This is a genomic window from uncultured Lacinutrix sp., from assembly GCF_947500325.1.
In the GTDB taxonomy this organism is placed as follows: Bacteria; Bacteroidota; Bacteroidia; order Flavobacteriales; family Flavobacteriaceae; genus Lacinutrix.
Genome location: NZ_CANMRQ010000001.1, coordinates 127,167 through 152,336, shown reverse-complemented (window position 1 = coordinate 152,336; position 25,170 = coordinate 127,167). Strand labels below are relative to the sequence as shown.

Annotated in this window: 12 protein-coding genes; all 12 read right to left on the bottom strand. The window is 30.8% G+C overall.

What is annotated here, in order from left to right:
• Window positions 1-145 precede the first annotated feature (145 nt).
• Window positions 146-544, bottom strand: coding sequence for a hypothetical protein (locus Q0997_RS00745; protein ID WP_299883452.1), 399 nt, complete (start codon window positions 542-544; stop codon window positions 146-148).
• On the bottom strand, window positions 519-10,073 hold the full coding sequence (locus tag Q0997_RS00740; RefSeq protein ID WP_299883450.1) for an RHS repeat-associated core domain-containing protein: 9,555 nt from the start codon (window positions 10,071-10,073) through the stop codon (window positions 519-521). The genes Q0997_RS00745 and Q0997_RS00740 overlap by 26 nt, the downstream gene beginning before the upstream one ends.
• Before the next feature lie 24 nt (window positions 10,074-10,097).
• A complete protein-coding gene (locus Q0997_RS00735; protein ID WP_299883447.1) occupies window positions 10,098-10,796 on the bottom strand; it encodes a hypothetical protein in 699 nt (232 codons plus the stop codon).
• Window positions 10,797-10,800: 4 nt separating this feature from the next.
• Entirely contained in the window at window positions 10,801-17,004 is a 6,204-nt protein-coding gene (locus Q0997_RS00730) for a hypothetical protein (protein ID WP_299883445.1), read from the bottom strand.
• Between the two features lie 43 nt (window positions 17,005-17,047).
• Window positions 17,048-18,808: a hypothetical protein gene (locus Q0997_RS00725; protein WP_299883443.1), complete on the bottom strand. Its 1,761-nt coding sequence runs from the start codon at window positions 18,806-18,808 to the stop codon at window positions 17,048-17,050.
• Window positions 18,809-18,815: 7 nt separating this feature from the next.
• Window positions 18,816-19,394: a hypothetical protein gene (locus tag Q0997_RS00720; protein WP_299883441.1), complete on the bottom strand. Its 579-nt coding sequence runs from the start codon at window positions 19,392-19,394 to the stop codon at window positions 18,816-18,818.
• Between the two features lie 203 nt (window positions 19,395-19,597).
• On the bottom strand, window positions 19,598-20,107 hold the full coding sequence (locus Q0997_RS00715) for an OmpH family outer membrane protein (protein ID WP_299883439.1): 510 nt from the start codon (window positions 20,105-20,107) through the stop codon (window positions 19,598-19,600).
• Entirely contained in the window at window positions 20,107-20,589 is a 483-nt protein-coding gene (locus Q0997_RS00710) for a hypothetical protein (RefSeq protein WP_299883438.1), read from the bottom strand. Before Q0997_RS00710 ends, Q0997_RS00715 begins: the two co-directional genes overlap by 1 nt.
• Before the next feature lie 2 nt (window positions 20,590-20,591).
• Entirely contained in the window at window positions 20,592-21,551 is a 960-nt protein-coding gene (locus tag Q0997_RS00705; RefSeq protein ID WP_299883437.1) for a hypothetical protein, read from the bottom strand.
• A complete protein-coding gene (locus Q0997_RS00700; RefSeq protein ID WP_299883436.1) occupies window positions 21,535-22,056 on the bottom strand; it encodes a hypothetical protein in 522 nt (173 codons plus the stop codon). The genes Q0997_RS00705 and Q0997_RS00700 overlap by 17 nt, the downstream gene beginning before the upstream one ends.
• On the bottom strand, window positions 22,056-23,237 hold the full coding sequence (locus Q0997_RS00695; protein WP_299883435.1) for a hypothetical protein: 1,182 nt from the start codon (window positions 23,235-23,237) through the stop codon (window positions 22,056-22,058). Before Q0997_RS00695 ends, Q0997_RS00700 begins: the two co-directional genes overlap by 1 nt.
• Window positions 23,237-25,165 carry a type II secretion system protein GspD gene (locus tag Q0997_RS00690; RefSeq protein WP_299883434.1) on the bottom strand — a complete coding sequence of 643 codons (1,929 nt, stop codon included), beginning with the start codon at window positions 25,163-25,165 and terminating at the stop codon, window positions 23,237-23,239. Before Q0997_RS00690 ends, Q0997_RS00695 begins: the two co-directional genes overlap by 1 nt.
• Between the last annotated feature and the right edge of the window lie 5 nt (window positions 25,166-25,170).

The window sequence follows — 25,170 nt, the reverse complement described above, 5'->3', positions numbered from 1 at the left end:
TAAAACCTAATAAAACTATGCTTAATACCAAAATTCTTTTTGCCAGAATCATACTCAATTTGATTTAGGTTTCCTATAAGTCACTCGTCATAGACGAGCGCTAGCTGGGGTCACTCGTCACAGACGAGCGCTAGCTAAGGGGGCTCTATTCCCAATTATTCAACAAAACCCTTATACGCTCTTCAAAATAATTTGCCCAATTTTCAGGTTTACTTCCAACTACATCCAATTCGTTTTTTCTAAGCTTCTCATTGTAATCACTTAGAATATATGCAAGTTTTTTTAATTCTGAATCTAATTCTAAATAACCACCATGATAATAATATTCAATTGATTGAAAAGAAGTTATTTGTATAAGCGCTTCACCAGTTTTATTAGACATTACTCCGTTCTTTTTGGTTTCAAATACAATTACATTTAATAGAAGAGATAATAGCAAATCTATCCCTTCTATTTTATTTTCCATTTTTTTAGAAAGTAAGATTTTAATATAATCTATAGTTTTTATGAGTTTCATATTATTCTCTGGCAACTTCTTCTGCATTTTCTATTAGGTTTTTTGAAATGAATTGAGTTTGATTTGTTCCTTTAATCTTTGTTTGTAGTACTGTAGTTGGAGAGGTGACTTTGTATTCAATTAAGATTTTATTTCCACTTGTTAGTCCAACACCTGCAGGACCAGAGTCAGCTCCGTAAGCATCAGTGAAAAAATGCTGGTCTGGAGCGTTCTCTCTTCCAGGAGTAACAAATCTCCATATTCTATCTCCAGTATTTAAAATAACCTTTTTTACACCTTTTTTAAAGTTAATTGTATTTAAAACACCTAGTGCTTCAATTCCAGTTTTTCCTAAATCATTTTTTAGAAACGCTTCAACTACTTCTCTTTTTGTAGAAGGCACCAATTTTACTGGAGGAGTTAAAGGTTTTTCTGGAACCTCAATTTTAGGCAATTTTACTTTTACTTTTACTTTAGATGTTGCTAGATTATCAACCACCTTATTATTAACAGGTCTTAAAGAAGGTTTCTCTTTTTTATATTTTGATTTTAAAAATCCTGCACCATTGCGGGTAGCTGCTAATGGTGCTAATGGAAGTGTTGTAGCTTCAACCATATTTCCAAACCCAGTCAACCCATTAATAAGCTTTTCTTCTCCAGACAAATCATCTGGGTTTACATATTCTCCATCATTTCTAATATAATTAAGTGTAGCTCCTAGTTCAGTTTTTTCAAATTCATTACCAGCATGAGATGCCTTAACAAAAAGAATAGCCATTCCTCTTGTAAACCAATTAGAATCCTTTTCTTCAATTTCGTCATTTACGTTGTCTTCTTCAAGCCCTTCTAATTCTCTCCAAGCTATTACTTTATTACCAGCAAATTGATAAGGTGTATACCAAGGATATTGAGGAGATAATGGATCGGTAGCAAAAAACCTTCCCACTCGCGGATCATGCATTCTAAATTTAAAGTTAATAGAATTTCCTTCACCCTTAACTTCATCATCTTTCTCCTGCCCTTGGAAGCCATAACGGTAAGAATCACTGCTACCATTACGATTAGGCAGCAGCATACCAAACGGATAGTAATCATTATAAGCCACTACGTCTGGAGTAAACAGGCTAGATCGCGATAATAGTTTTCTATCTGTAATAACTTCTAGAACATTACCTAAATGGTTACTAAGCTCGTACCTTTTGTCTCCTACATTTCTCTCGTAAGACACAGTATTAGCTTCTCCTGCTTGTCTACCTGCTACATTTGCTATTAGGTTTTTTTCTGGTTGTTGTAAACCTAATCTAGAACTACCATATATATGCTGCTCAGATAATTTATATGTAAGATCTGATGGTGCATCTACAGCTTCTATTTTAGCAACAAAATTACTAAGCGTAGAACCGTTATTACCTGCTTTTGCAGTAAAACCAGGTTTTAAAACTATAACGTTACTTGCTACTAATTCTTGTTGTCCATTAGTTTCTACAACATAACTGTTTATACCGCCAGCAACTGTAATACTGTTTTGTGCAGCAGTAGTACCTTCTATGGTATCTATAATATCGCTTTCTAATACAATGTCTACCTCAAAAACAGAGGCTGTACTATCTCCATCTCTAGCATCGTTTAGAGTATACACACTTAATACATTACCCTGTGCGTCTCTAATATAATAGGTGGTTTTATTTAAATCTGTATTACTTGTACTAGTGGTTTGTTTTGCAATACGGTTACCTAAACCATCATACTCGAAAGCTATAGTTAAACCATTACTTTTTGTAATTTGTTTTACTTTACCATCTACACGCCATTCTATATTTTCTATGCCTTCTTGTTCGTCGCTTGTTAACTGTCCTATTTGGTCGTATTTATAATTTCCAAACGATTGCCCACTATCTATATCTGTAGCAAAATTAGGATCTAAAGAGCGATCATCTTGTACAGCGAATAGTTTGTTAGATACTTTATTATTATTAGCATCTAATTGATAATCGTAAGTGAATTTATCCATATCCAAGACGCCACCACGTTCACCTCTAGCCGATCTATTTAAACTTTCTAAGTTTCCGTTTTTATCGTAAGTATAGCTAGATTGTATTGGGTCTATACTTTTAGATATACCAGATCCAGAAGCTGGGCCTTCCATGCTTTGCATGGCCTTTATTCTGTTTAGCTGGTCGTACTTATAATTATTATAGGCTATAGTTAGTGCTACTTCGTCTTTACCTAAAAGGGCAGTAGTCATACCTCTTATGTTACCATTAAATAATTGAGAACCACTAATACCTGTATAATGATTAGTACTAGCGTTAAATGGATCTTGAGCTAATGCATTATAATCATTATCAAAATACGAAAGCGTATAGGCAAAAGCATCTCTTGCTACTGTATTACTAAAAGCATCTTTACCTACATCTTTAGTTGGGTCTAAAACGTCTCCATTAACTCCTTTTAACCAACCTTGAAGCGAGTATACATAATCTAAACCTTGAACTTTTTTATCTCCAATAACACTTCTAGCTAAAGGGCCATGTTTATAATAATCGTACGCTGCTTCTTGTTCCCAAATTACACCATCTGTAGATGTTGTAACGGTTGTAATTCTATTATCTGCATCATAATTATAACGGTGTATAAATTGATCGTTATTATTTTTTTGATAGGTAACTTGGTTAACATTACCACTTATTAGATCGTACTCATACTGTACTTTTTTAACACGTTGATTTAAATCTATTAAGTCTTCGTTTGCTATATCTGTAACTAACTCTTTTACATTACCATGTACATCGTAATTATAGAAGAGTGCATTATCGTATTTTAAAAGGTCTACTTGATCTGAGTATTTATTAAAATATAATACTGCTGTTACTCTATTTCTATGGTTATAAGTATAGTTTTCAAATAAAGCTTCTTTACCTGTTAACATATCGTCATACAGTGTTTTAGTAACTTCACTTCTGGCAGTACTAATATTTTCTGGGTAGTTATTTGCATTTACCTCTGCAGCCATAGTAGCTGTTTTCATTAATATCCCTTCATCTGTAATAAAATAACCAGCAGCTTCGGCCATTTCTCCGGCTTCTATTATTCTACCTAAGGCATCGTATTTTGTATAACTAAAACTTTTATTTACTAACTGTTTTGCATTTTGTGAGGCTACAATTCTACCAAGAACATCGTAAGCAAATCGTGTTTCTCCTCCATCTGGCGTATTTTGAAATACTAATTGATTAAGAGAGTTATATTTATAACGTGTTTCTAATCTATGTACTGGTGCTACAGAAACTATATTTTCGTCTCTAGCAAGATTAATTGCAGGATTAATAGAAGCATCTGCTGTAGTATTAAGTCTATCTATACCTTCTGGAGAAACCGTTTGCATTAAATTACCTGCTTGGTCGTAGTAGTATAAGGTGTATTGATACTCTTTATCGTCGTAATTTAAATCTAAATTCTCGACTAGAGTAGTCATTGCTTTATTTAAATACTCATTAATAAAATCTTGTCTTACATTTTCTAAGTATTGTTGGTGTAAATCGTTTGCATACGATAATTGAATATTTTCCAAAAACGCGTTACAAGGATCTATATCATCTATAGTTGGTGAGTCTATTTGTATTTGTGCTCCAGGACAAACACCTGTTTCTTTCATGTATATTTGACTTACATAAGCTAACCATCCTAACGGTTCTACATTGTTTTGGGTAACAATACTTATATAATTAGCATACTGTGTAACAGCATCAGACGTTTGCGGGTGACCCAATCCTAATGCATTAGTCCCAAATTGCTCTAAAGAAATAAAATAATCACTGTCTATGCCTCCATTAGCAATTATTTGTAAATCTGTAATGTATTGATTGTAGGCTTCTATAGAATACTTAAAACCTAAGTCTGTAAAATAGGCTTCTGTTAACCATTCTGGTAATGCATATCCAGGAATGGTATCACTAATACCATTACTATCTTGATCTAAACCAACAGTTGTTATATAAGTTTGCCATGCTTGTGTACCACTTACACTAGGAATTGGAACTGGAATACAGTCTTCGCAACCATTAAAATCTATATTCTTGTAAAATATTTTAGATAGTCTTATATAATCTGATTCTACTCCAGCAAAATTATACCCTGGTAAGTCTAAATTCCAAATAGGATAAGAATCTTGAGCTGAAGAATCAAAATTTAAACCCGATATGCTTATTGGTTCTTGAGTAAACTCCGGATAAGAAAGTAACATGACATCAAATTCACCATCATCATTAAATGAGAATTTTAAAACAGGAGCAGAAGTATTAAACCCTGTTACATATTGTGTAATTTCAAAATCGTAAATACCTATATTGTTAGCTTCTAAAGCTATAAAAGGGAATAAATCTAGTAATTCTTGAGGTTGATATCCATTAGGTACATTTGGTTCTATACTTATTAAATGATTTAATAGTGCAATAAAACCAGTTGTACTATCTGCAGAATCTGTACAACAGTTAAAATCAATAGATTTAGTTTCAGTAACGTTTATTGGAGCACTAACAGTAAAACTACTTTGGTTATAGGTTATAGTACCATTATTATAAGCATAGCCAACTGTAGCTTCATTACCTAAAAGAGAGTCCATTACTGGATTTATAGAAACACTATGTATATAATTAAGAGATAGAGCAGGAAGCAACCCTGTTGGGATTTTAATAATATTTGTATCAAAACCACCTTGATCGTAATAAAACGTAAAAGATTGATTATCGTATTTATATAAAATAGGCGCATTTATTTCTTGAAAAAACTCTGGTAAATAACTAGATGTGTATGAATTATAAGTGCTTAAAGTTGTAGGTGTACTAGAAAATAATAGATTATTTTCATGTAACTCATTAAAAACATTTTTAATACCTGTTTCTACTTTACCTTTATTAAGACAATCGCCACCATCTGGTAAATTAATATCAACATTAGGATCTATATAGTCGTAATCTGAACTTCCCGCTTGTGTAGTATCTGTACCACAGTAACCAATATTTGCACAAGATTGACCATTAAAGACGACCTCTATTGTCTCTCCATTATTATTAACTGTTGCTAAAAATGAAAACTTTTGATCTCCAGTAGCAGCATCGTCTCCTGTAAAAACTAAGTTTTGCACATTAGTGATATACCATAAGTTAGCGCCGTAGTTACTCCAATTAAGTGTGCTACTAGGGTCTGCGTAGATTGTAATTGGGCAAGTAGCACCATTATTAGTATTACTATCTAAATCGTTTTGATCTCCAACATTAATTATTAACTCTGTATTAGTACTACTATCTGTATAAATTTGTATGCCATTAGCACCCATAATTGGTTCTGTAGCATTATTTTCAATAATTTCACCTCCTAAAGCAGTATATAAATCTGCAAATAGGTATTGCGCGTTGGTATATGGATTTGAAGCATCTGGAAGATTACCAAGTTGGTCTGTAAACAACCCATTTATGAAAAGATTTAAATCTAAAGCATTTGGACAATTACCAGTTGCTTCCCAGTATAATAAATCTGTGTCTTCTACAATATCTGAAGCATCTTCATCTGTATTATCATCTTCTGAAACAACATCGAAAGGTAAAAACCTTCTTTTTTTGCCTTCAAATTGGTTAGCTGCTCCTGTATAACATACACCAGCAGGAACAACAGGATTGGGTTGATTAAAGTTATAATAATTAGATAAAATATTTACAAACCCTTGAGGATATGAGCTTAAAACAGTTAATGGGTTGTTGTTTAAATCTTCAATACAACCATTATAAAAATTTAACTGTTGTGCATAAATATTAGAGAATACAAATTGTAATTTACTTTTTGTACTAAGGTATATTGCTATATAATTATTAACAAATTCTTCTAGGTCTTCTGGAGATAAAGCTGCTATAACATCGTTTAAAGTATTTGGGTAACTATCTACTGTACAATCAAATAATAAAGCGTCTCCACACATAACCATTCTATAGGCTATTTGCCATATAGGTATGCCTTGTCCATCTGCATTATACTCTAAAGCATATTTCATTATTTCATAACGCGCTTCTTGCTCGTTAGCTATAGTTATTGGCATTGTGCCTCCATTAGGGTTTGGGACACTTATAGTTTGGGCAGTATGAGAATTATCAATATTTGGGTTAGCATTAAAAATACTATAACTAGCATTAGCACCTAATAAGTTAGTACCAGTTATGTTTTGATAAAGATTTTTAAAGAATGGATCGTGTTCCACTAACCAATCTGTATTGGTTAATAAATTTTCTAATGCGATATTGCCTTGAATTTGAATAGCATCTTGTCCAGCTTGAACAGTATAATTTAATTGGTTTAAAAAATCGTCGTAAGCAGAAGAACTTAGGTTTTCTGCTCCAGGGTAGTTAAGTCCTGTTGACTTTAGTTGCGAACATATTTCTGAAAAGAAAGTAGAATACCCAATTTCTGGGTGATAATATAAAAGAGATTGTGCCCAACTAGGATTCCAATTGTCTTTAAAATCTTTAGCATTAGTAACGTGATTAGGTAATACTTTTAGAACACCATTTTCGTTTACATTAGGGTTTCCATTACCATCTAAATACTTTATGTTATAGGTAATACCATTGTAAGTTATATTTTGATTAAAGCTAAGGTCATCAATAGGAATGTTAAACGTAAATTCGCCAGCATCGTCAAGAGCAAAATCACCATTATCATCATATAAAGGTGTCACTTCTATAAAATCGATTTCTTCGCCTGCATCTGTTAAATAAAAGTCGATACCATTATCGTATAAACTTTTTGGGTTTTTCCAGATAGGTGTTGTTAAACCAGAAGCATTGGTTAAAAAAGAATTATTAACATCTTCTACATAAATACTAAACGGGTCTAAACCAATGTTTTCATCTTCATCTTGAAAAACAGCATATTGCTCTCCTGGAGCAAAATCTTGGAGTAATCTCAAGTTCGTGATGTAACAGTCTATTGTAAAGGTATATTCTCCTGGTGCATCTGGATTCTCATCTAAGGCATTTAAGTCTGCACAGGTTTCTCTTTTAGCAATATACAACTCTATATAGGCTCCAGTATAAGCTTCAATTTCTGCTGGAGTTAATGCAGGGTATCCATTAGTCGCTAAATCTGTTTGAATTAGACCTATTTTGTATGCAGCATAACTTTCTTGATCATCAAATTCTGTATTGGTGTCATTATCATTATCGCTTACATCATAATAATTAGTATTATTTAAAAAGCTTTCACAATCTTCAGGACTTAAAACACAATCATTATCAATTAAGTTTAAATTAAAATAGTCAAGAGGTAAAATACAAGCGCTATTCATATAGCTTTCTACATATGTATTTAGAGCCTCTTCATTAATTGTAATAGTTTTGTTTATAGTATAATTACCAATACTTAAAGCTCCAGAATTTGTAGTAAACTCTAAAGTTTGAATACTGCCTGCTGTATTAGTAATTGTTCCTAATTGTGTAGTAAAACTTGTTAATTGATTATCTGTAGTTGCTGGCTGTCCATCTATTAATGGTAATTGTGTTGTTGTTTCTAATTCTGATATTGCTACAGGATCACCACACTCATTAGTTAAGTTTATATTTAAATCGTAAACAAAAGGATAAACTAAAGATTCTGTTGACTCTATAGTACCGCATTCTTTTTCTAATATGTCTAACTCTGCTTTATAATTAAAACTAAAAACAGCATCACTTTTATTTACAAATCGATTACCAGAGTATTGTAAACCATCTTGAAAACTACCAAAGTGGCCTGTAGAGAATTTTAAGTTGTTATCATTATTGGTATCTGGGTCATCAAGGTTACTTTTGTTTAATAAATCTACAGTAATTGGATTGTGATTTCCTGTATTATGTTCTTCTAAAGGATCAATATTAGCAGGTTTATTACCAGATAATGCAGTAGCAATTGTTCTACCTTGCGGATCGAGATAACTTACACTTACTTGTTTATTTGGATCTATTACAGTATTTTTTTTATAAAATTTATTATAACCTACTTTGTAACCAAAAAGTCTATTAAGTTCGTTTTGATTTGGTGTTCCATAATAATATTTCATTTCATGACCACTACCAATTTGATGCGTTAATCCTACACCAGATTTTCTTTTTATTCTTCCTGTATTATCATCTGTGTATTGTATTTGAGAAAAAGGATAATTATTAGCATCTGGGATGTATTTATCTTTTTCTGTCGTTACAAAAGGCGTGTTTTCCCCAGAATAATACAAACTAGCGCCTTTAGTTTTAGACATACCAGATAGCGTTACTCCAGTTTCGCAAACTAAAGCATTAGGATCTGACCAATCGAAATCGTAATGCGAATAGGTTTTGTTTTGAGTATTTAAATTAAAATCCTTTTTATAATCTAAAGCACTATTAATATCTGGAGTTGGTAAAACTTCTATAGCAGGTCTACCTTGGTTATCATAGATTACTTCTCCAACTATAGAGTAACCATCTGTATTTATTTTAGTAACAGTTTGCCTATTTCTTAACGTACCATCAAAATAACTAACCACTTCTTTTTTCTTTCCTTCTTCGGCGAAAGAAGCTTGAAATTGCCAGTTTTTATTACCTTGATGTTGAGATGTTACGGCGTAGTTCCATTGTGATACTGTTGTTTCATTATAGCCATCTGTCCACTGACCATAAAAGTATTTTGATACTTTAGAAAAATCATTGTCGTTATTATAATCATTGTATCTATTACCTATAGCTCTTACCCTGTATACTAAAAAACCATTGGCATATACTAAAGGAATTTTAAAAGCATTATTTTTAATAGTAACTCTGGCACTATTTCTCTCGAAAGTTTTAGGTTTTAATGGAACATTTTGCGGTTGTAATAGTATAGTACTTCCTGATCCTGAAAAACTGTCAATCCATGACCATTCTAATTGGTATTTAATAGCGCCATCAATAGGTAGCCAAGAAATATTTAATTGTTCTGCTTCTTGAGCATTAGTTACTACTTCATTGACTCCATTAAACTTAATATATTCATGATTAAGTACAGGAAGCGTGTTTGATAATGCTTTATATCTATTAGCTGTATATTCTAATTTTAATATAACATTCCCAGGATTTGTAACTCCTAAACTGTTGCCATTCTCCTTATTAGTTACTAAAATTTCATCTATACGGATTGCTACTTTTTGATGGCCTTTAATTTGTTTTAAATCTAAATCTACATAATTACCTATATCACCAAATGGGCTATATTCAATTTTAAAATTTCTATATAAAGTATCATCAATTTGCCCAGATGTTACATTTATTAGATCTATTCTAATTTTGGTTTCATATGTAAACCATATAGAAGGAGTTATTACGACATCGTCTAAAATTTCTAAAGAAATATTTATAGTAGGATTTTCTACAATACTGTTTGGTAATGTAGCATTTGGGCTCATTATTTCGCTAGTAGCACCAATAATCATTTCTGATGGTGTTAAAGACGCATTTGCTACTTCTGTTTGGGCGCTAATTTTTAGACTTAAAAAGAAACAGCAACATGTTGCAATAAAAAGTTTTATGGTTTGCTTAATCATAGTTTTACTTTTAATAATGATATATTAAAATATTATTTTATAACCTTCTAAATAGCTTGATAAAGTGTATTTATTATCTTTATTTATGAGGTATTTACTTAGGTTGAAAACGCTATTATCTCTTTTAGGGTTTTCTTTAAAAGAGACTTCTATTATTTCTAATCTTTCTTTTTTAGTATTTGTAGCATTAGAGTCGTATTTCTTCTCATAAGAAGCACTTAAATAATAGACTTGTTTTACTACGTTATATCCTTTTTTAGAAATATGAATAATGATTTTATTGTATGGTGAAGCTTTCTTCTTTTTAGTGAAAACTAATTCCCATAATTCACCTTTATCCTTTATTTGTTTATCTTCAAATTGATCAATTAATGTTATAAAAGGTGTTTGGTCAGTATTGTTTTCTACCCCTTTATTTGTTTTAGAATACTGAAGCATTTTTTCTGAATGGCTTATTTTTAGATAAAAATCTTTAGCCTTCACTATTTCAGACGTTTTTATTTTTAAATGGTAATTATCTTCGTCTTTATACAATTTACCATATAATTGATCTTTAACAACTTTAGAAATACTGTCTTCGTATAATGTATATTTTACTTTAGATTCGTACGATTTGGTGTTTTCATATTTATTAGTCACCTTATCTATTATATCTTGAAAGTCTTGCGCAACTATAGTGTTTATGTTGCAGAGAAAGACTAATAGTATTATAATATATCTCATAAATCTAGTTGCTTATTTTATTACCAGACCTCGTTTCTTGAATAGTCATAATCCCTTTTTCGGTTTCTTTTTTAACTCTAACCAAACCGCCTTCGTTATCGTATTCGTAGAATGTAGCATAGTTATTATCATCTAACTCTGCCATTAGCCTATAATTTTCTTGATCGTAAACAAAAGACTTCATACTACTATTATATGGATGCATTCTTACATCGTCTACATAAGCTGTTTTATCTATATTATCGTTAATTAAACCAATAGATATAGTTGAAGAATTATTAGGGATATCTATAACGCCAGTAATACGTTGCCAACCACCAATAATATCTCCTTTAGGTAAAAATGATGAAGAAATAATAACAACTCCCGAGCTATTAACAAGCTGAACTTTCGCATATACATCTTCATAAGTTAAAGGTTGTGAGTTTTGGGTATCATTAACTTTTACCCAAGCACTGAAGAAATATTTTTCACCAAATTCTGGGCTAAACGAAGTTTCATAATTATTATAAGAGATTATTTTATGTAGATAGCTATCATGACTCCCATCATCTGGGTTATTGTTTTTTGGAGTTAGTTTTAAACTAAAATTACCTGTATGCGCTTCATCATTAGAGACATGTGTTCCTACTGAAGAGTTAAACCCACTTGGTAAGCTACCATTAAACTGAAAATGAGAATCATTATATACTGAACCATATGGGTTAGTTGGTGGGCCAGAAAAAATACTTATTAAACAAGATCTGTTTAAATTTATATCTCCTTCAAAACCATTATACCCCATTTCTTTATATTGAGAATTTGAAGCTACTGCTACAGGAAATTTATTGTTATAATCGTATTGTGCAGCCGAGTATCTATTAAGTGCATCTTTATTTTCTAATTCTGCACCATAGGCACTATATTTAGTTACTTGAGAAGCAGAAGTCCATTTAGTAGAACTTATAGGCCAATTACCTGTACCATCTGGTTTGTAAAAGGCATCAAAATTTTTAAAGAACCCTGAGTTTCTTGGGTTATATTCATTATCACCATTATACCTGCCTGTTAAATACGCATAAGATTCTTTAGCTCTCCAATTACCTTTAATATTATAGAGGTAAGGATTAAACCCTTTTCCAGATAAATAATCAAAAATAGGATTACCATTACCATCGTATTGTTCGATTTTTGGTAAATCGCAGTCACATTCTGCAGCCCACAAATCGTCATATTTAACGGCAGAAGCATTTACAATTCGTTGGGCATCCCATGTTGAAGCTTGTAAAGATGTTGCTGTAATATCTTGTAAATTACCTGCAGTGCTTTCAATAGGATTGTTCATTAATGTAATGCTAGCCATAGTACCCGATTGTAAATTTTTATAACCAGAACGTATCACTTTAATTTCATTAACTCCTGTAATATAAATTCCAGATTTATTAATAATACTAAAGGTATTATTATCTACTTCTGTAACCCAGCCTTTATTGTTACCATCATTATTTGTATCGCTATAATCATCATTAATTACAACTTCATCTCCATCATGTAAAAACAGTGAAGCATTTATGCCATTATCAAGTATGTATTTATTTGGATTAGAACCACTTTGAGAGACCAGAGATCTTAGGTTAATATTCTTTGAGGCACTACCCATACCTTTGTATCCCCAATAGGCTGGATAACTTAGGTTATAATATTTATCATTATACTCATTAGAGGTTTCTGTTAATATTACTTGACCAGTTTCGGCATCCCAAGCTTTATTTACTGTTGATACTTCTGCACCTAAATCGAATGCTTTTTTCTCTACTAAAAAGCTTGTTTTGTGTATTACTTTTGTGGTACTAGCCGTACGTAACTCATTATCATGCAACGCAAATTGAGGCGTGCCGCTTGCAAGAGGAACTGGGAAACCTAGAACGGGAACCACAGCTAAATTAATATCGCCACCATAGGTTGTAGAGGTGCTTTTAGATTGCCTAAAATCATTGACAACACTGTAGTCCACGCCAATAGTATTTGTTTCTACTTCTCCATTTTCGTTTATGGTATTAACCTCATTTATAAGTTCTCCATTACCATTCTCGTTATAGATATAATCTACTCCAGAAATAGCAGGGTCTGAACTCGTTGCAGATTCGCTATATACTTTTTGAGATTTAGGTTTACCATTCATATCATTGGTTATTACTGTAAACCCTTGCGACATAGATAAACGCTTTTTAGTCACAAAATTTAAACCAAACATAGACTGTATTATAGATACTCCTGTAGAAGGATAATTAACCTCATTTGGGTCTCCTAAAACGGTGTGTTTAGTAATGGTAGGGAAGTTTTTTGTGGTATAAAATTCGTTAACAACTTTTCCTGTTCCGTTTTTGCCTATTTCTAAATTATTATAAGCACCTCTTTTTAAGTTAGAAACAGTCACTTTACTATAAGTTACCGTTGGAGAAGGAAAAAATGAAGCTCCAAAAGGTTTTTCTATATAGTTTTGTTCTTCTGGCGCTAATATTTTATCGCTATTAACATCGTCGTAAAAAGGCTCTATAAAAGGATTTTCATTACCACCAAAAGGCTCATATGCAGCGACACCACTTGTGGTATTTTCTCCATCTAATGTGTAATCGTATTCTTGACCGTAAGACATGGCATATAGATTGCTGTCACTACCTGTATTACCCGTCATTTCGTCCCATTTATCAAACATTTGTATTTTAGAAACTCTAGCGCCTCCACCAATTTTTAAACTATCTGGGCATTGTAGTCTTACCCATGACTTAGAGTTACTAAATTTTTGAGCACAATAGTTATTCCTTAATTCTCTATTTGGTCCTTGAAATAAAGAGAACATAGCACCAATTTGATTAACAATTATTTCGGCAAGTTCTAAGACATCAAAATTTTCTTCTTCTTCTTGACCATAAACAATTCTATTTATGTGTTGCCTTCCATAATACCAACCTGCTTTAGACATTGGGTTTTCACCACTTGAATCATACTCGCTTTTGTTTAGATGTACTTTTTTTATAGGAATTGAAGCATACACCTTACTGTTATTTGAAAATACTTTACTATTAGACAGTAATTCTGTGTCTATTTTGCAATACCCAGAGACAAAATCAGATTTTTGAATATCACTGACTACCATATTTAATAGAAACTTAAAAAAGATAGGTTTGTTTTTAATATTCGAGAGGTATTTTTCTTGGAACTGTTCTCCAGTAGTAAAAGTACCATTGGTGTACTCTTCAAACTTTCCAGGTAACTCTACATAAAGATAATTTGCAGCTATGTCTCCATTATAAAGCAAATCGTTAGTTAATATACTATCGTTAGGGTCTAATGGATTGCCATGGTATCCAACACCTCTTACTTTAAACATTTGCATGGTTTGCTTATTTTGAACCCATGCATAATCGTCTGCTTCGTAATCTAATTGTATTTTCCCTCCAGAGGGTAAGTTTATAGAATTCATAGTCCAAGCAGAAGCGTTAATGTCTTGTGCAACTCTATCGCTTTGGTCTACATAAGGAAACTCTGATGTTGTAGGTTCGTCACCAAAGTTTAAACCTGTTTGTGATGGATCTTTATAATTACCCCACATATCGTATCCTTTTATATGATAGTTTGGGTTGTGATCTGAATAGTTAAAGATATACGGTGTATACTTACCCATATTAGAATTTCTATAGGTAAAATAAATACTTTTGAGTGTTAGTTTTCCTCCCAAATCGCCATCAAAATCATCTTCGTTAAAATCTAAGTCATCATCATTTGGATCATTATTAGGGACATTTTTACATAATGAATAATCGTATTCAAAATGAGCGACTTTAATAGGAGATAGTTGATTTATGGTTGGGTCATTATCTGGATCGTTATCTTCTAATTCTGTTTGGTATTTTTCATACTCTGGTTTACTATATAATGAAATCGTATTTATTTTTTTCATTTTAGAGTCTTGAGATAATCCTCCATTATGGCCAATAACACCGTAACCATCATTTCTATCAGTTAAATTAAAAACAGCTACATGTGTTTTTGTTTCTATTTTATTAATATAGATTTGTTCTTTTTCTCCATAGATGTAATTACCCATATCGTCATTCTCTAAAGAATTTAATCCTTTATTAGATGTTGCAGAGTTAGCTTGAAATGGTACTCTCCAATTATAATTTACAGCGTCATCATAATGAAATTTAGTATAAGCACCAAGGTCATCGTCTGATGGTCCATTGCCGGTAAGGTCTTGATAATCTGAAGATAAAACTTCTGAAATTAGATAAGTATGTACGTAAGCAGGCGTTGTTACTCTATTAAAATAATTATCTTGACCTCTGCCATTATTAGACGAATTATCTGAGCCATAGTAATTTATTAATTCGCTTGAGCTATCAATATTGCCATTATTTATATAATTTCTTCCTGAAGCATTAAAAGTAACTTCTTGCTTTTTAGTGTTATAAACGGGCTGTCCAAAAACATAAGTACTACCATCTGGTTGAAGAATTCTAGTTTCTACATTATGGTGGTCTTTTGCATCATTATAAACTTTAGGAGCATTATCATAATTTTTATAGAAAATATCAGACTCTTTTTTAGAAACTGTTTTTATAGTTTGATTTCTAAGTAATCGTTTTGTTCTATTAATTTTATTATTAGAAGGGAAGTTTTGCCCTGTGTTTAAAGCCTCATTAGTACCAAAGTAGTATTTGTCTGCAATAGTCTTTTTATTAAGATTACTACCTGTAAGCCCTAATTTTATAGGTTCTTCTCCTCCTAGAACATTAGATAATAAATTAATTTCATTATCTACATTAAGTTCTCCAATTGATTTGTAGTAAACTTTCTCATAATCTACATTGTTATTATTACTTTGAATAAAATTTGTTCTTGCATTATTTCCATCTTCCCATAAACCTGTAGAAGAATTAGATGGCGAAGATTTAAACTCAATACCTATATGTACATAGCCACCTGGACCAATTTCGATACCTAAGTGATTGTCTTTACTAATGTCTTTTACATGTTTATCGTATACATAACCTACTTGGCTTCTATAAGGTTGGTACATACCAGATATGCCTTGACCATTTATAGAATATAAATCATAGGTATAATTAGTTACTGGAAGCGCATTAATATGTTTGCTAATAATCCTATCATTCTCTCTATTAAAATCTAAAATATCGTGTTTTGATGCATTATCAGTAAAATTAAAACCAAAAGCTTTTTCCTGTTTATATCTTTCTTCGTTTGCCATGGCTTGCTCTGAACCATATATATAAACTTCTCCTTGTCCTTCTCCTCCAAAAATTTCAAATCCTATTGCAGCATTAGCGGCAGAGTTTCTGTTTACATAAGCACTTCTTTTTGTTGGTGTGAAAGATGTGGTTCCAAATGATTTTGTTCCTGTTCCTAATCCTCCATAAGATTGATTAACCTCTCCTGTTACTTTTGTTTTATCTTTTTTAGTACCACCTTTTTCAAAAGATTTGTTTAAAGACGGTGAAATAGTAAGAGATGTTAAACCTTGTCTAGAATTAAAGCTAGTTCCTATTGATCCTCCTAGGCTATATTTATCGTCTCCAAATTTATTAGAAGCTAAGCTTAAACTAGGAGATATGGTAGCGCCATTAGTACTTGAGTTACTCATGTTCATACCAACGGTGATATTGTCTGAAATTTTAAAGCTAGCACCATTGGTTGAAGAGTATGACCAACCAGTATAGTTATTATAATCTACACCAAAACCAGAACTAAGACTTAGAGCACTTCCAAAATCAAAACCTATAGCAGCTGGATGAAATTGTACAGTTGCCCCTACTGTTTTATTGTCCTTAATATTATTTTCGTAAGACATTTTATCTCCATTAAAATCATCTGGAATACCACGAACTTGTCTATTAATTTGCCCTACGTTTAAATTCCACCCTAAACCAACCCATGAGGCTTCTTGATCCATAGTAATACCTGAATCGTAGGCTAAGTTTAATGGGTAACCACCAACATCCATAATAGGGATGTTATAGTTAAAGTCTCCAGACGATAAATTAACCATATCACTAGTACCAATAGGTGTAAAAGAGTTAAACTCTGGCTGCGATGGCCCACTAGTTAAGGCATGTAAACTAAAGGGTTGTATGGTAGTTAATATTAATTGCAAAGCTAAATAGCATGCAATCACTTTTGAAACTTTACTAGTTCTAATATTTTTCATTTAGAAGGAATTTGTGATGGAGAATACAGAAAGATTAACCGTTTTAGTTTTTAGCGCTTTTTATAAAAGCTTCTATTTTTTCTAATCTACTTTCTAAAGCAGTATTTTTTTCTTTTTGAGCGTCTAACTCTTTTTGTTGCTCTATGGTATATAATGTAAGCTCTTCTATTTTTTGAAGTAATTTTAAATTCATTGCTTTTAACTCTACACCGTTTTCTTGCATTTCTTGAGAAGAAGGTACTTCTGGTAAGTGGTTGTTTGCTTTAGTAAAAGCCTCAACCTCTTTAAGTGTTGGCATATTATAGCTTGGGTTTAATGAAGAAGCCCCATTAAAATATTTCTCGAAAACATAATCTGGTCCAGGAACATTTAAATCTACTCTTACTTCTTCTGTGTGTATTTTACCTTTAACAGTTAATTTTTCGTCTGGTGCTGTAGTTCCTATACCAACGTTTATGTCATTTATATGCATAATCTGGTTTTGACCATTTTTAAAGGAAATTTCAGAATCTCCAACTTCTATTACTGATGAAGCATTGGTACCAGATCCAAATCCAACAATATATGTTGTTACATCATTATCGCCAATGTCACCAACAAAAACAGATTGATCATTTCCAGTTTTTATTCCAGATTCATTACCTGAAAACTTGAAGTACTCATTTGCCATTACATTTCCATTAACTTCTAATTTTTCCGAAGGTGTTGTAGTACCTATACCAACATTACCAATATCGTTAAAAGCAATTGAAGAAGATTCTAGATTACCAGAAGTTCCTATTATTCCTAATTCTGCATATGATTGATCTCCTATTCGCCTACCTCCTTTTAAGTATAACCCTCTATCATTAGAATGATTAATTCTAACTACAGCTGCTGTATTATCTGCATCATTTCCACCTTGAAACCTTGCAACTTCTACATCTCCAGTAGCGTTATCTGCTTTTACGTGTAAACGTGTTTTTTGAGAAACACTTTCACTTGTAGCTACAGGATCTGTAATACCTATACCAACGTTGCCATAAATCATCCTCATTACTTCGTTTGATGCATTTGCATTAAAAGATATTATTTCATCATGTAATAATATTTCTGTTTCTCCATAACCTTTAATAGCGGTATAAATATCTTCCTCTTCTAAATTACCTATTTCTATAGTGTCTGTCCCATTCATTCTCATTCCAGTTTGACCAAAACCAATACTTTCCTGAGCTCTAATATTACCATTAACGTCTAGTTTCGCAACAGGTGTAGCAGTACCTACCCCAAGATTACCATTTACAATAAGTTTACCAGGTTTTTGTTCACTGCCTCCAGTATAATATTGATATAACTCTACAACAGCATCTCCAGTATGAGCATAATCGGTACCTATTCTCATATGGTTAGTATTACCAGATCCACCTGCCCAGATCTTAAAGCGACTACCAATAGTTGGTTCTCCTATAGAAACTATGCCATTGACTGCTAATTTCGCATCAGGTACATTTGTACCAATACCTGTTTTACCATCTGGTTTTATATATAAACCTAAACCTGATGACCATGGAGAATGACCATGCGCTAAATACAAAAAAGACGGGTTAGCTCCCATCCCATTTAAACCGTAGCCGCCAAGGCGAGTAGTTAGATTATTATATTGGTAAAAGAATGTGCCTCGTGCCCAGCCTCCCGAAGTATTTGGTCTTTCAATTTGAATATAACTTCCTTTTATTAAAACATTTCCATTATCAGGAAAAAGATTTTGTGCATAAAGTTGTACACTAACAAAGAATAAGAAGATAAGTAGAATGCAATTTTTCATAATTAATTTATAATTTTAATGGTATTTCTTTAAAGTTGAATTTTATAATACCATTACCAAACAATTGATCTTGGTATATTAATTTTATGGTATCGTCTGGGTTAATGTTATTAAAATATAATAATGCTCTTTTAAATGGGGCTATTTTAAAATTACGTTCAAAATTTATACCTGAGCATTTTATGGTATCATTAGAAGATGTTACTACCGTAAAATCTTTTACTATGGTAAAAGCCATATATTTTACAGATTCTTCATAATTTTTATTAGTAAAATCTTGCAATAAAAGATCTTTTTTATCTACATGTTGAAACTCTATTTCTATAACGCGCTCTTTTTGATTTGCTGTATAAATAGAATCTATTTTTTGAGAATTCTTACCTAAATTTTTATATAAATAGTATTTTAAAGGAACTTCTGTTGCAGTATAATTTATGTCTCCAATAAATTGATTAATACGTTTAGATTTCCAACCCTGTTGTTGTATATTAAAAGCTTTATAATCTTCAACAGTGTTAGTATTATTACACGAGAATAAAAGAGACGCTAAGAATAATAGAAATAGATTTTTGACGGTTTTGTTCACAAATTTTGAGACTGTATATTAATAATAGCGAATGAAAATTGTATTTAATATTTTCTAAGTCAAAAGTAGATAAATTAACTAAACTTAACTATTAAAACATGTCTATATTTATAAATATAGACATGTAGTTTAACTTTTTTTAAATTCGTAATACTCTGTTTATTAGTTATTTATTTATGTTTTTTAATTTGAGAGTGAAAAAATTAATTTCCTTCGTATTTTTTGTTGCAAAAAGTTAAAATACTTGAGGTTATATTTATTTCTTCTCTTGCATACATTATATTACCATTACCACTTGTGCCAAAAAGAATTTTGAAATTATTTTCTTTAGCATATTGGCTAACATAAGTATTTAGTCTACTCCAAACTTTTTGACTAAGATTATTAGTATAGTTGTCTTGTATTAGCTTTAAAGTTTGATTTTTAGAATTTAACTCTAATTCTAGTGCCTTAGCTTTTTTTGTTGTTTTATTTAAGTCTTTATATAAGTTATAAATACTATCCATAGTAATTTTTATAGCCTTTATTTTATTGTCTTCAATAGTCCTAATATCTTTAGTCATATTAAACTCATTAAAAAGGATAGTGTTATCTACATAAACAAATGTTTCTGTTTTTTCTTCCTTAGAGTTTAAATAATAGAGTATTGCAACAACTAATAAGCTAAGTGTTATTAGCGAGTTTATAATTGTTAGTACTTTAAACGTATTCATTATTTTCTTTTAAAGGTTTTGTGTTCTTTATTATAACTTATTAGTATTGAGTCACTATACGCTTTTCTTATCGTTAATGCTTCTATAGTTTCTTTCTCTCGCTTTCTATATAGTTTACTATTAATTTTTAGCAATACTTTTTTTGTGCTGTTCTGTTTTCCTTTTACAAAGCCGTAATATTCTATTATAGGCCATGGAACATTTGCCTTTTTTGTTTTATTAATAGGCTGTCTTTTCTTAGAATTAGAGGCATTTACAATAGTTTTTTTATTTTTTGAAGCTTTAAAAGGATCTCTAGGTTCTAAACTTAGTTTAAATGTATCTTTATCTATATTATAATTTAAGTTTGGTTTTAAATGGTTACTATTAACTACTTGTTCTGTAACAAGAGTACTAGTCTTACCAAAGTATTTATAAATAACACTACCCCAAATTAAGAGTAGAAGAATAATTAATATGCTATTTATAGTTTTTTTATTCACTTTTATTGAATTTCAATAGTTCTAACAATGCTATATTCACTGCTATTAGTTGCTAAATCTGTAGCTTTTACACGCCAATAATAAGTTCCTATTGCAGTAAACTCAAATTGTGATGAGTTGTTTGTTGTGCTAGTAGAATATATGGTAGTGTTAAAATTTAAATCTGAAGCGATTTCAAAAGTGTTGGTTATTTGTGATTGAACGTTACCTGAGTCTGTACCATTAAGCCAGTTAAAAGTTACAGTACCTATAGTTGCTGTTTCAAAATCTAAAGGCGTTACTAATGTTGGTTGGTTAGGAGTTACTCGATCTATAAAGAAAGCGCGTTCTACAGTATTTGTTTGCGAAGTAGCGTTTACGGCTTTTACGCGCCATACATATTCTGCATCATCACTAAAAACTGTAGCATCTACAGTAATCGTGTTATTGGTTATTCCAGATTCTTGGAATACAGTTTGTAATCCACTGATGTTTTTAAGAATTTCTATAGTATAACTATTGGCCGATGGTAAATTGTCCCATGTAAAAATAAATGTATTAGTATTTGTATATAAATTAGCAGATGGTGTTTGTAAGACTACTGTTTGGGTCGTTAAATCTTCAGAAACTTCTACATCAAAACTTGCTGGAAAAGAATAAGCTGTTTGATAAGCAAAGTTCTCTCCTTTAACTCTCCATTGGTAGCTTCCTTCATTAAGTACATAGTTAAATGTTGTTGATGAAATTAAAGAGTCTAAGATTGTGGTTTGAGAATTTTCAAGTATTTGAATTCTATAATTATCTGCGCCATCAACAGCTTGCCATGAAAAACCAACAGTATTACCAACAATTACACTTCCGTTTAATGGATTTGTTATTTGTATTACATCATCTGTAATGTCTTCTTCTAAGACATCATCGCATGAAAATATTGCAAAAATGACAAGTAATAGTATTGCTGTTATTTTATTTCTTTCCTGCATAATTTTGTAGTATTAATTTTAAATACAATTTATTTGTATTGGTTCTATAATCTTTTTTAGAATATATTTTTACACTGGCTACTCTTGAATCTTTAAAATCTTTTTCAATGGTATAAAGTGCATTAATTAAATCGTTGTAACTGCCTTCTAATTCTATTTGGTTTGTATAGATTAAATATTTGTCGTCTTGAAATTCGTGAACATCTCCTATTTCAACAATATTAATATCTATGTTAGCTATGAAATTTAATAACTTTCGCTGAACATCTTCTGGATTATCTGTATGACCGCCAATAATGTTGTCTAATACACGAATGTCGTTTTTTATAGCATATAACTCACTATGTATATTTTCAGAATTTAACAACTTAGATTCTACATTTGCTAGTTCTTTTTTGGCCTCTATTACATGTTTAAATGTTTTTTTATAGGATGCCATTACCAAAAGCAAGAACAAGGCTAATGCAGCAATAAACTTTTGTTTGTATGTTAAATTGTTAAACATTAAAATTTAATATTTAATATAAATGTGTTATTATTTTTTTTCTCTTGTTTGTAATCTATAATTTCTATTTTCTTAACCCATTTAATTTTTCGTAACTTCTCTATCCAATTATTAAAGGCATTATCATTATTGGTTTCTCCATTTATAACAATTGTTTTGTTTGAATAGATAACCTTTTCATTGGTTCTAATTTTCTTGTCTATTGGTAAAAAATCTATAGTCTTTAAGGTTACTTCCAAAGGTGTAGAATTTCCTATATCTGCATAGTATTTTGTAACGTAACTTTTATTAAAAAGGCTACTAGATTGTAATATGGACTCTTTTAATTTAAGCTCTTCTTTTTGGTTATTTAACTGTTCTATTTTTTGGTTAGAAAACACATACAACGATTGCTTTTCGCCTAATTTGGTTAAGTAAGTGTCTAATAAATTATGACTAACAACAATAGATAGCAATAAAAGTACTATAGCTGCTGTCCCAAAGTTTTTAAGCCATACTTTGTATTTGTAATCTTCTTTATTTTTAGACAGAAAATCATTTTCAAAATTAATAGATTCTATAGGGAATTTAAAATCGAAAAAAGAGGCTATTAAAGGCAGTTCTTTTTGATTAAAAGCATCTTCGTTTATTTTATATGAAACTTCATTTTCAGTTTTAGAAAAATCTAAAATACTTTTATTTGATATATTTAAAACATGTTTAAAAGATGCAAGAGACTTCTCCTCTGTTAGAATTGGAAATACATTTGCTAAAACAAATGGGCCAAAAGATAAGTGTATTACTGTTAGGTTAAAATGTTCTAAATCTGTTATTAATTGATTGATATAATCTTTTCTTACAACAGAAACAAAGATGTCTTTATGCTGTGTGTACTCATAAAAATAAAAGTCTTCTAAATTAGCTTTGAATAGAATGTTAGATCTATAACCAGTTTCATAAACAACTTTCTTATTAACAACATCTGCGCTTTCAGTATATAATATTACAGGGTACTTTTTTTTATACTTCTCTTTAAAAAGGGACTCTAAGCTGTTTGATAAATAACGGTCTTCAATATCTAAAACACCATTATTGTATGTAACTATTAAAAGTTGAAATAGACTTACATTTTGGTCCACACAAATACCAAGTAAATAATACTTGTTTTTACTTTTAAATATGTTATTTACATTATTTAGCATTAGTAAGTTACTGTAGGTTTAATAAAAATATGTAGTTTGGATTTTTCTTTTCGCTTAGTTCTACTACTAAAAAACCATTTAATAACTGGTATTCTTGAGAAAAAAGGTGTTCCAGTACCTGAGTTTTCATTCTCTAATTCATCTAGTCCTCCTAATAAGACCATTTCATTATTTTTAACTCTTACAATAGATTCAAATTTTTGAGTTGATTTTCCAGGAGGCGCATTTTCTCCAGCTCTTCCTAAAAAGGCGCTTTTTTCTACAGAAATATTTAATGTTACATTTTCGTCTTTAGAAACGAAAGGTGTAATGTTAACACTTAAATTTGCTTCGGTACTTTTCCAAGTACCACTTTGTAAAATTTGATTATTATTACCTATAGGTTGTAAGCTATTATTTTGTTCAAAATAATAGCTGGTTTCTCCAATAGAAGAATTTGCTTCATGCCCGTTTAACGTTACTAATCTTGGTGTAGAAGATAATTTAATTAAAGAATTGTTTTCTAGTAGTTTTAAGTTTAGATAAAAGCTTTCTGCGACTTTACCTAAATTTACAATTCCTAAACCATTAAAGGCATCAATTAAACCATTAACAGAAGTTGCATTAAGCTCTGCTTCTGTTGTAGGAAATAGTACTCCAGAAGTGGTTCTTTGTTGATTGTCGATTCCTGCTTTTAAGCCCGTTTGTACCTCATAGGCTTTTTGGTATTGAACTATAATAACCTCAATTTGAATAACAGGAACAACGCGATCTATTTCTCTAAGGTATTCTTTAAATTCTAGAATATGATTTTTAGATCCTGCAACAACAAAACCATTTAACTCAATAAACTCTTTAACTTCTAAGTTTTCAATTACCGATTTTGGTAATGAAGCCTGAACAGATTCTATAGATCTATTTTCTAATTGTACTAACTCAGTAGTTCTTAAGCCTTCGGTTGTATGTTCTCCAATAAGATATAAACCTTCTTCTTTTTTATAAGTATATTTTTCTCCTTTAAAAAGGTGATTCAATAAATCGTCAAACGCAATACCATTAGCAACTAATGTTGTTTTAATGCCTTCTGGAGTATTATACATGAAATAATTTGTATTCAATTTTTCTGAAGCAGCATTAATCATATCTGAAGCATCTGCTTCGTATGCTTTAATATTTAAAAAGCCTTGATCATCTGTTTCAATAGAAAAACTTCCAGTAGTTCCTTTAGAATATTTTGATGTTTGCCCTCTATTTTTTCTACTAGATCCCGTTTTTGGTCTAGATGTTTTATCTGGTTTGGGAGCAGTATCTTTTTCTAAATAATAATTGTCATTTTCATCTTCGGTTAATACTAAACCATTAGATTTAGCCATCATTTCTATTACTTGTTTAAATGGCCTGTTTAAGATATAAGAAGACACCTTTTCTCCTTTAACTTCTGGCGATAATATTATGTTTTTTTGTGAAGCATCTGTAATTGCTTGCGCAACTCTTGGAAGAGAATCGTTTTTTAATTTAATAGATAAAAAATTGTTTTTATTATTATAGCTAACATCTATTTTTTTAAGAGGTTTAGGTTTTTCTACCTTTTCTATTTCCTTTTTTTGATTAAAAACAATAATACTATTTGTAACATCTGCTTCTAAATTATATTTCTTCACTAAAAACAGAAAAACATCTTTAACATTTATATCGAAAAAATTACTGCTAACTTGTTGATTTAATGTCGCATCTGCACTTACATTTAGTTTGTGTTCTTCTGCAATTGTAATTAAAAAATCGTAAAGTGTTAATCCAGACAAATCAATTCTTACAACATCATTTAAACCTGTTTTAGTTTTAGCTAAAGCTTCTAACTTACTCTCAAAAGCACTAGTGTTAGATGTTTGGGAATACCCAAAACTAAATACTAGTGTAAAAAGGAGTAGTAGTATTATTTTTTTATTCATAGTCT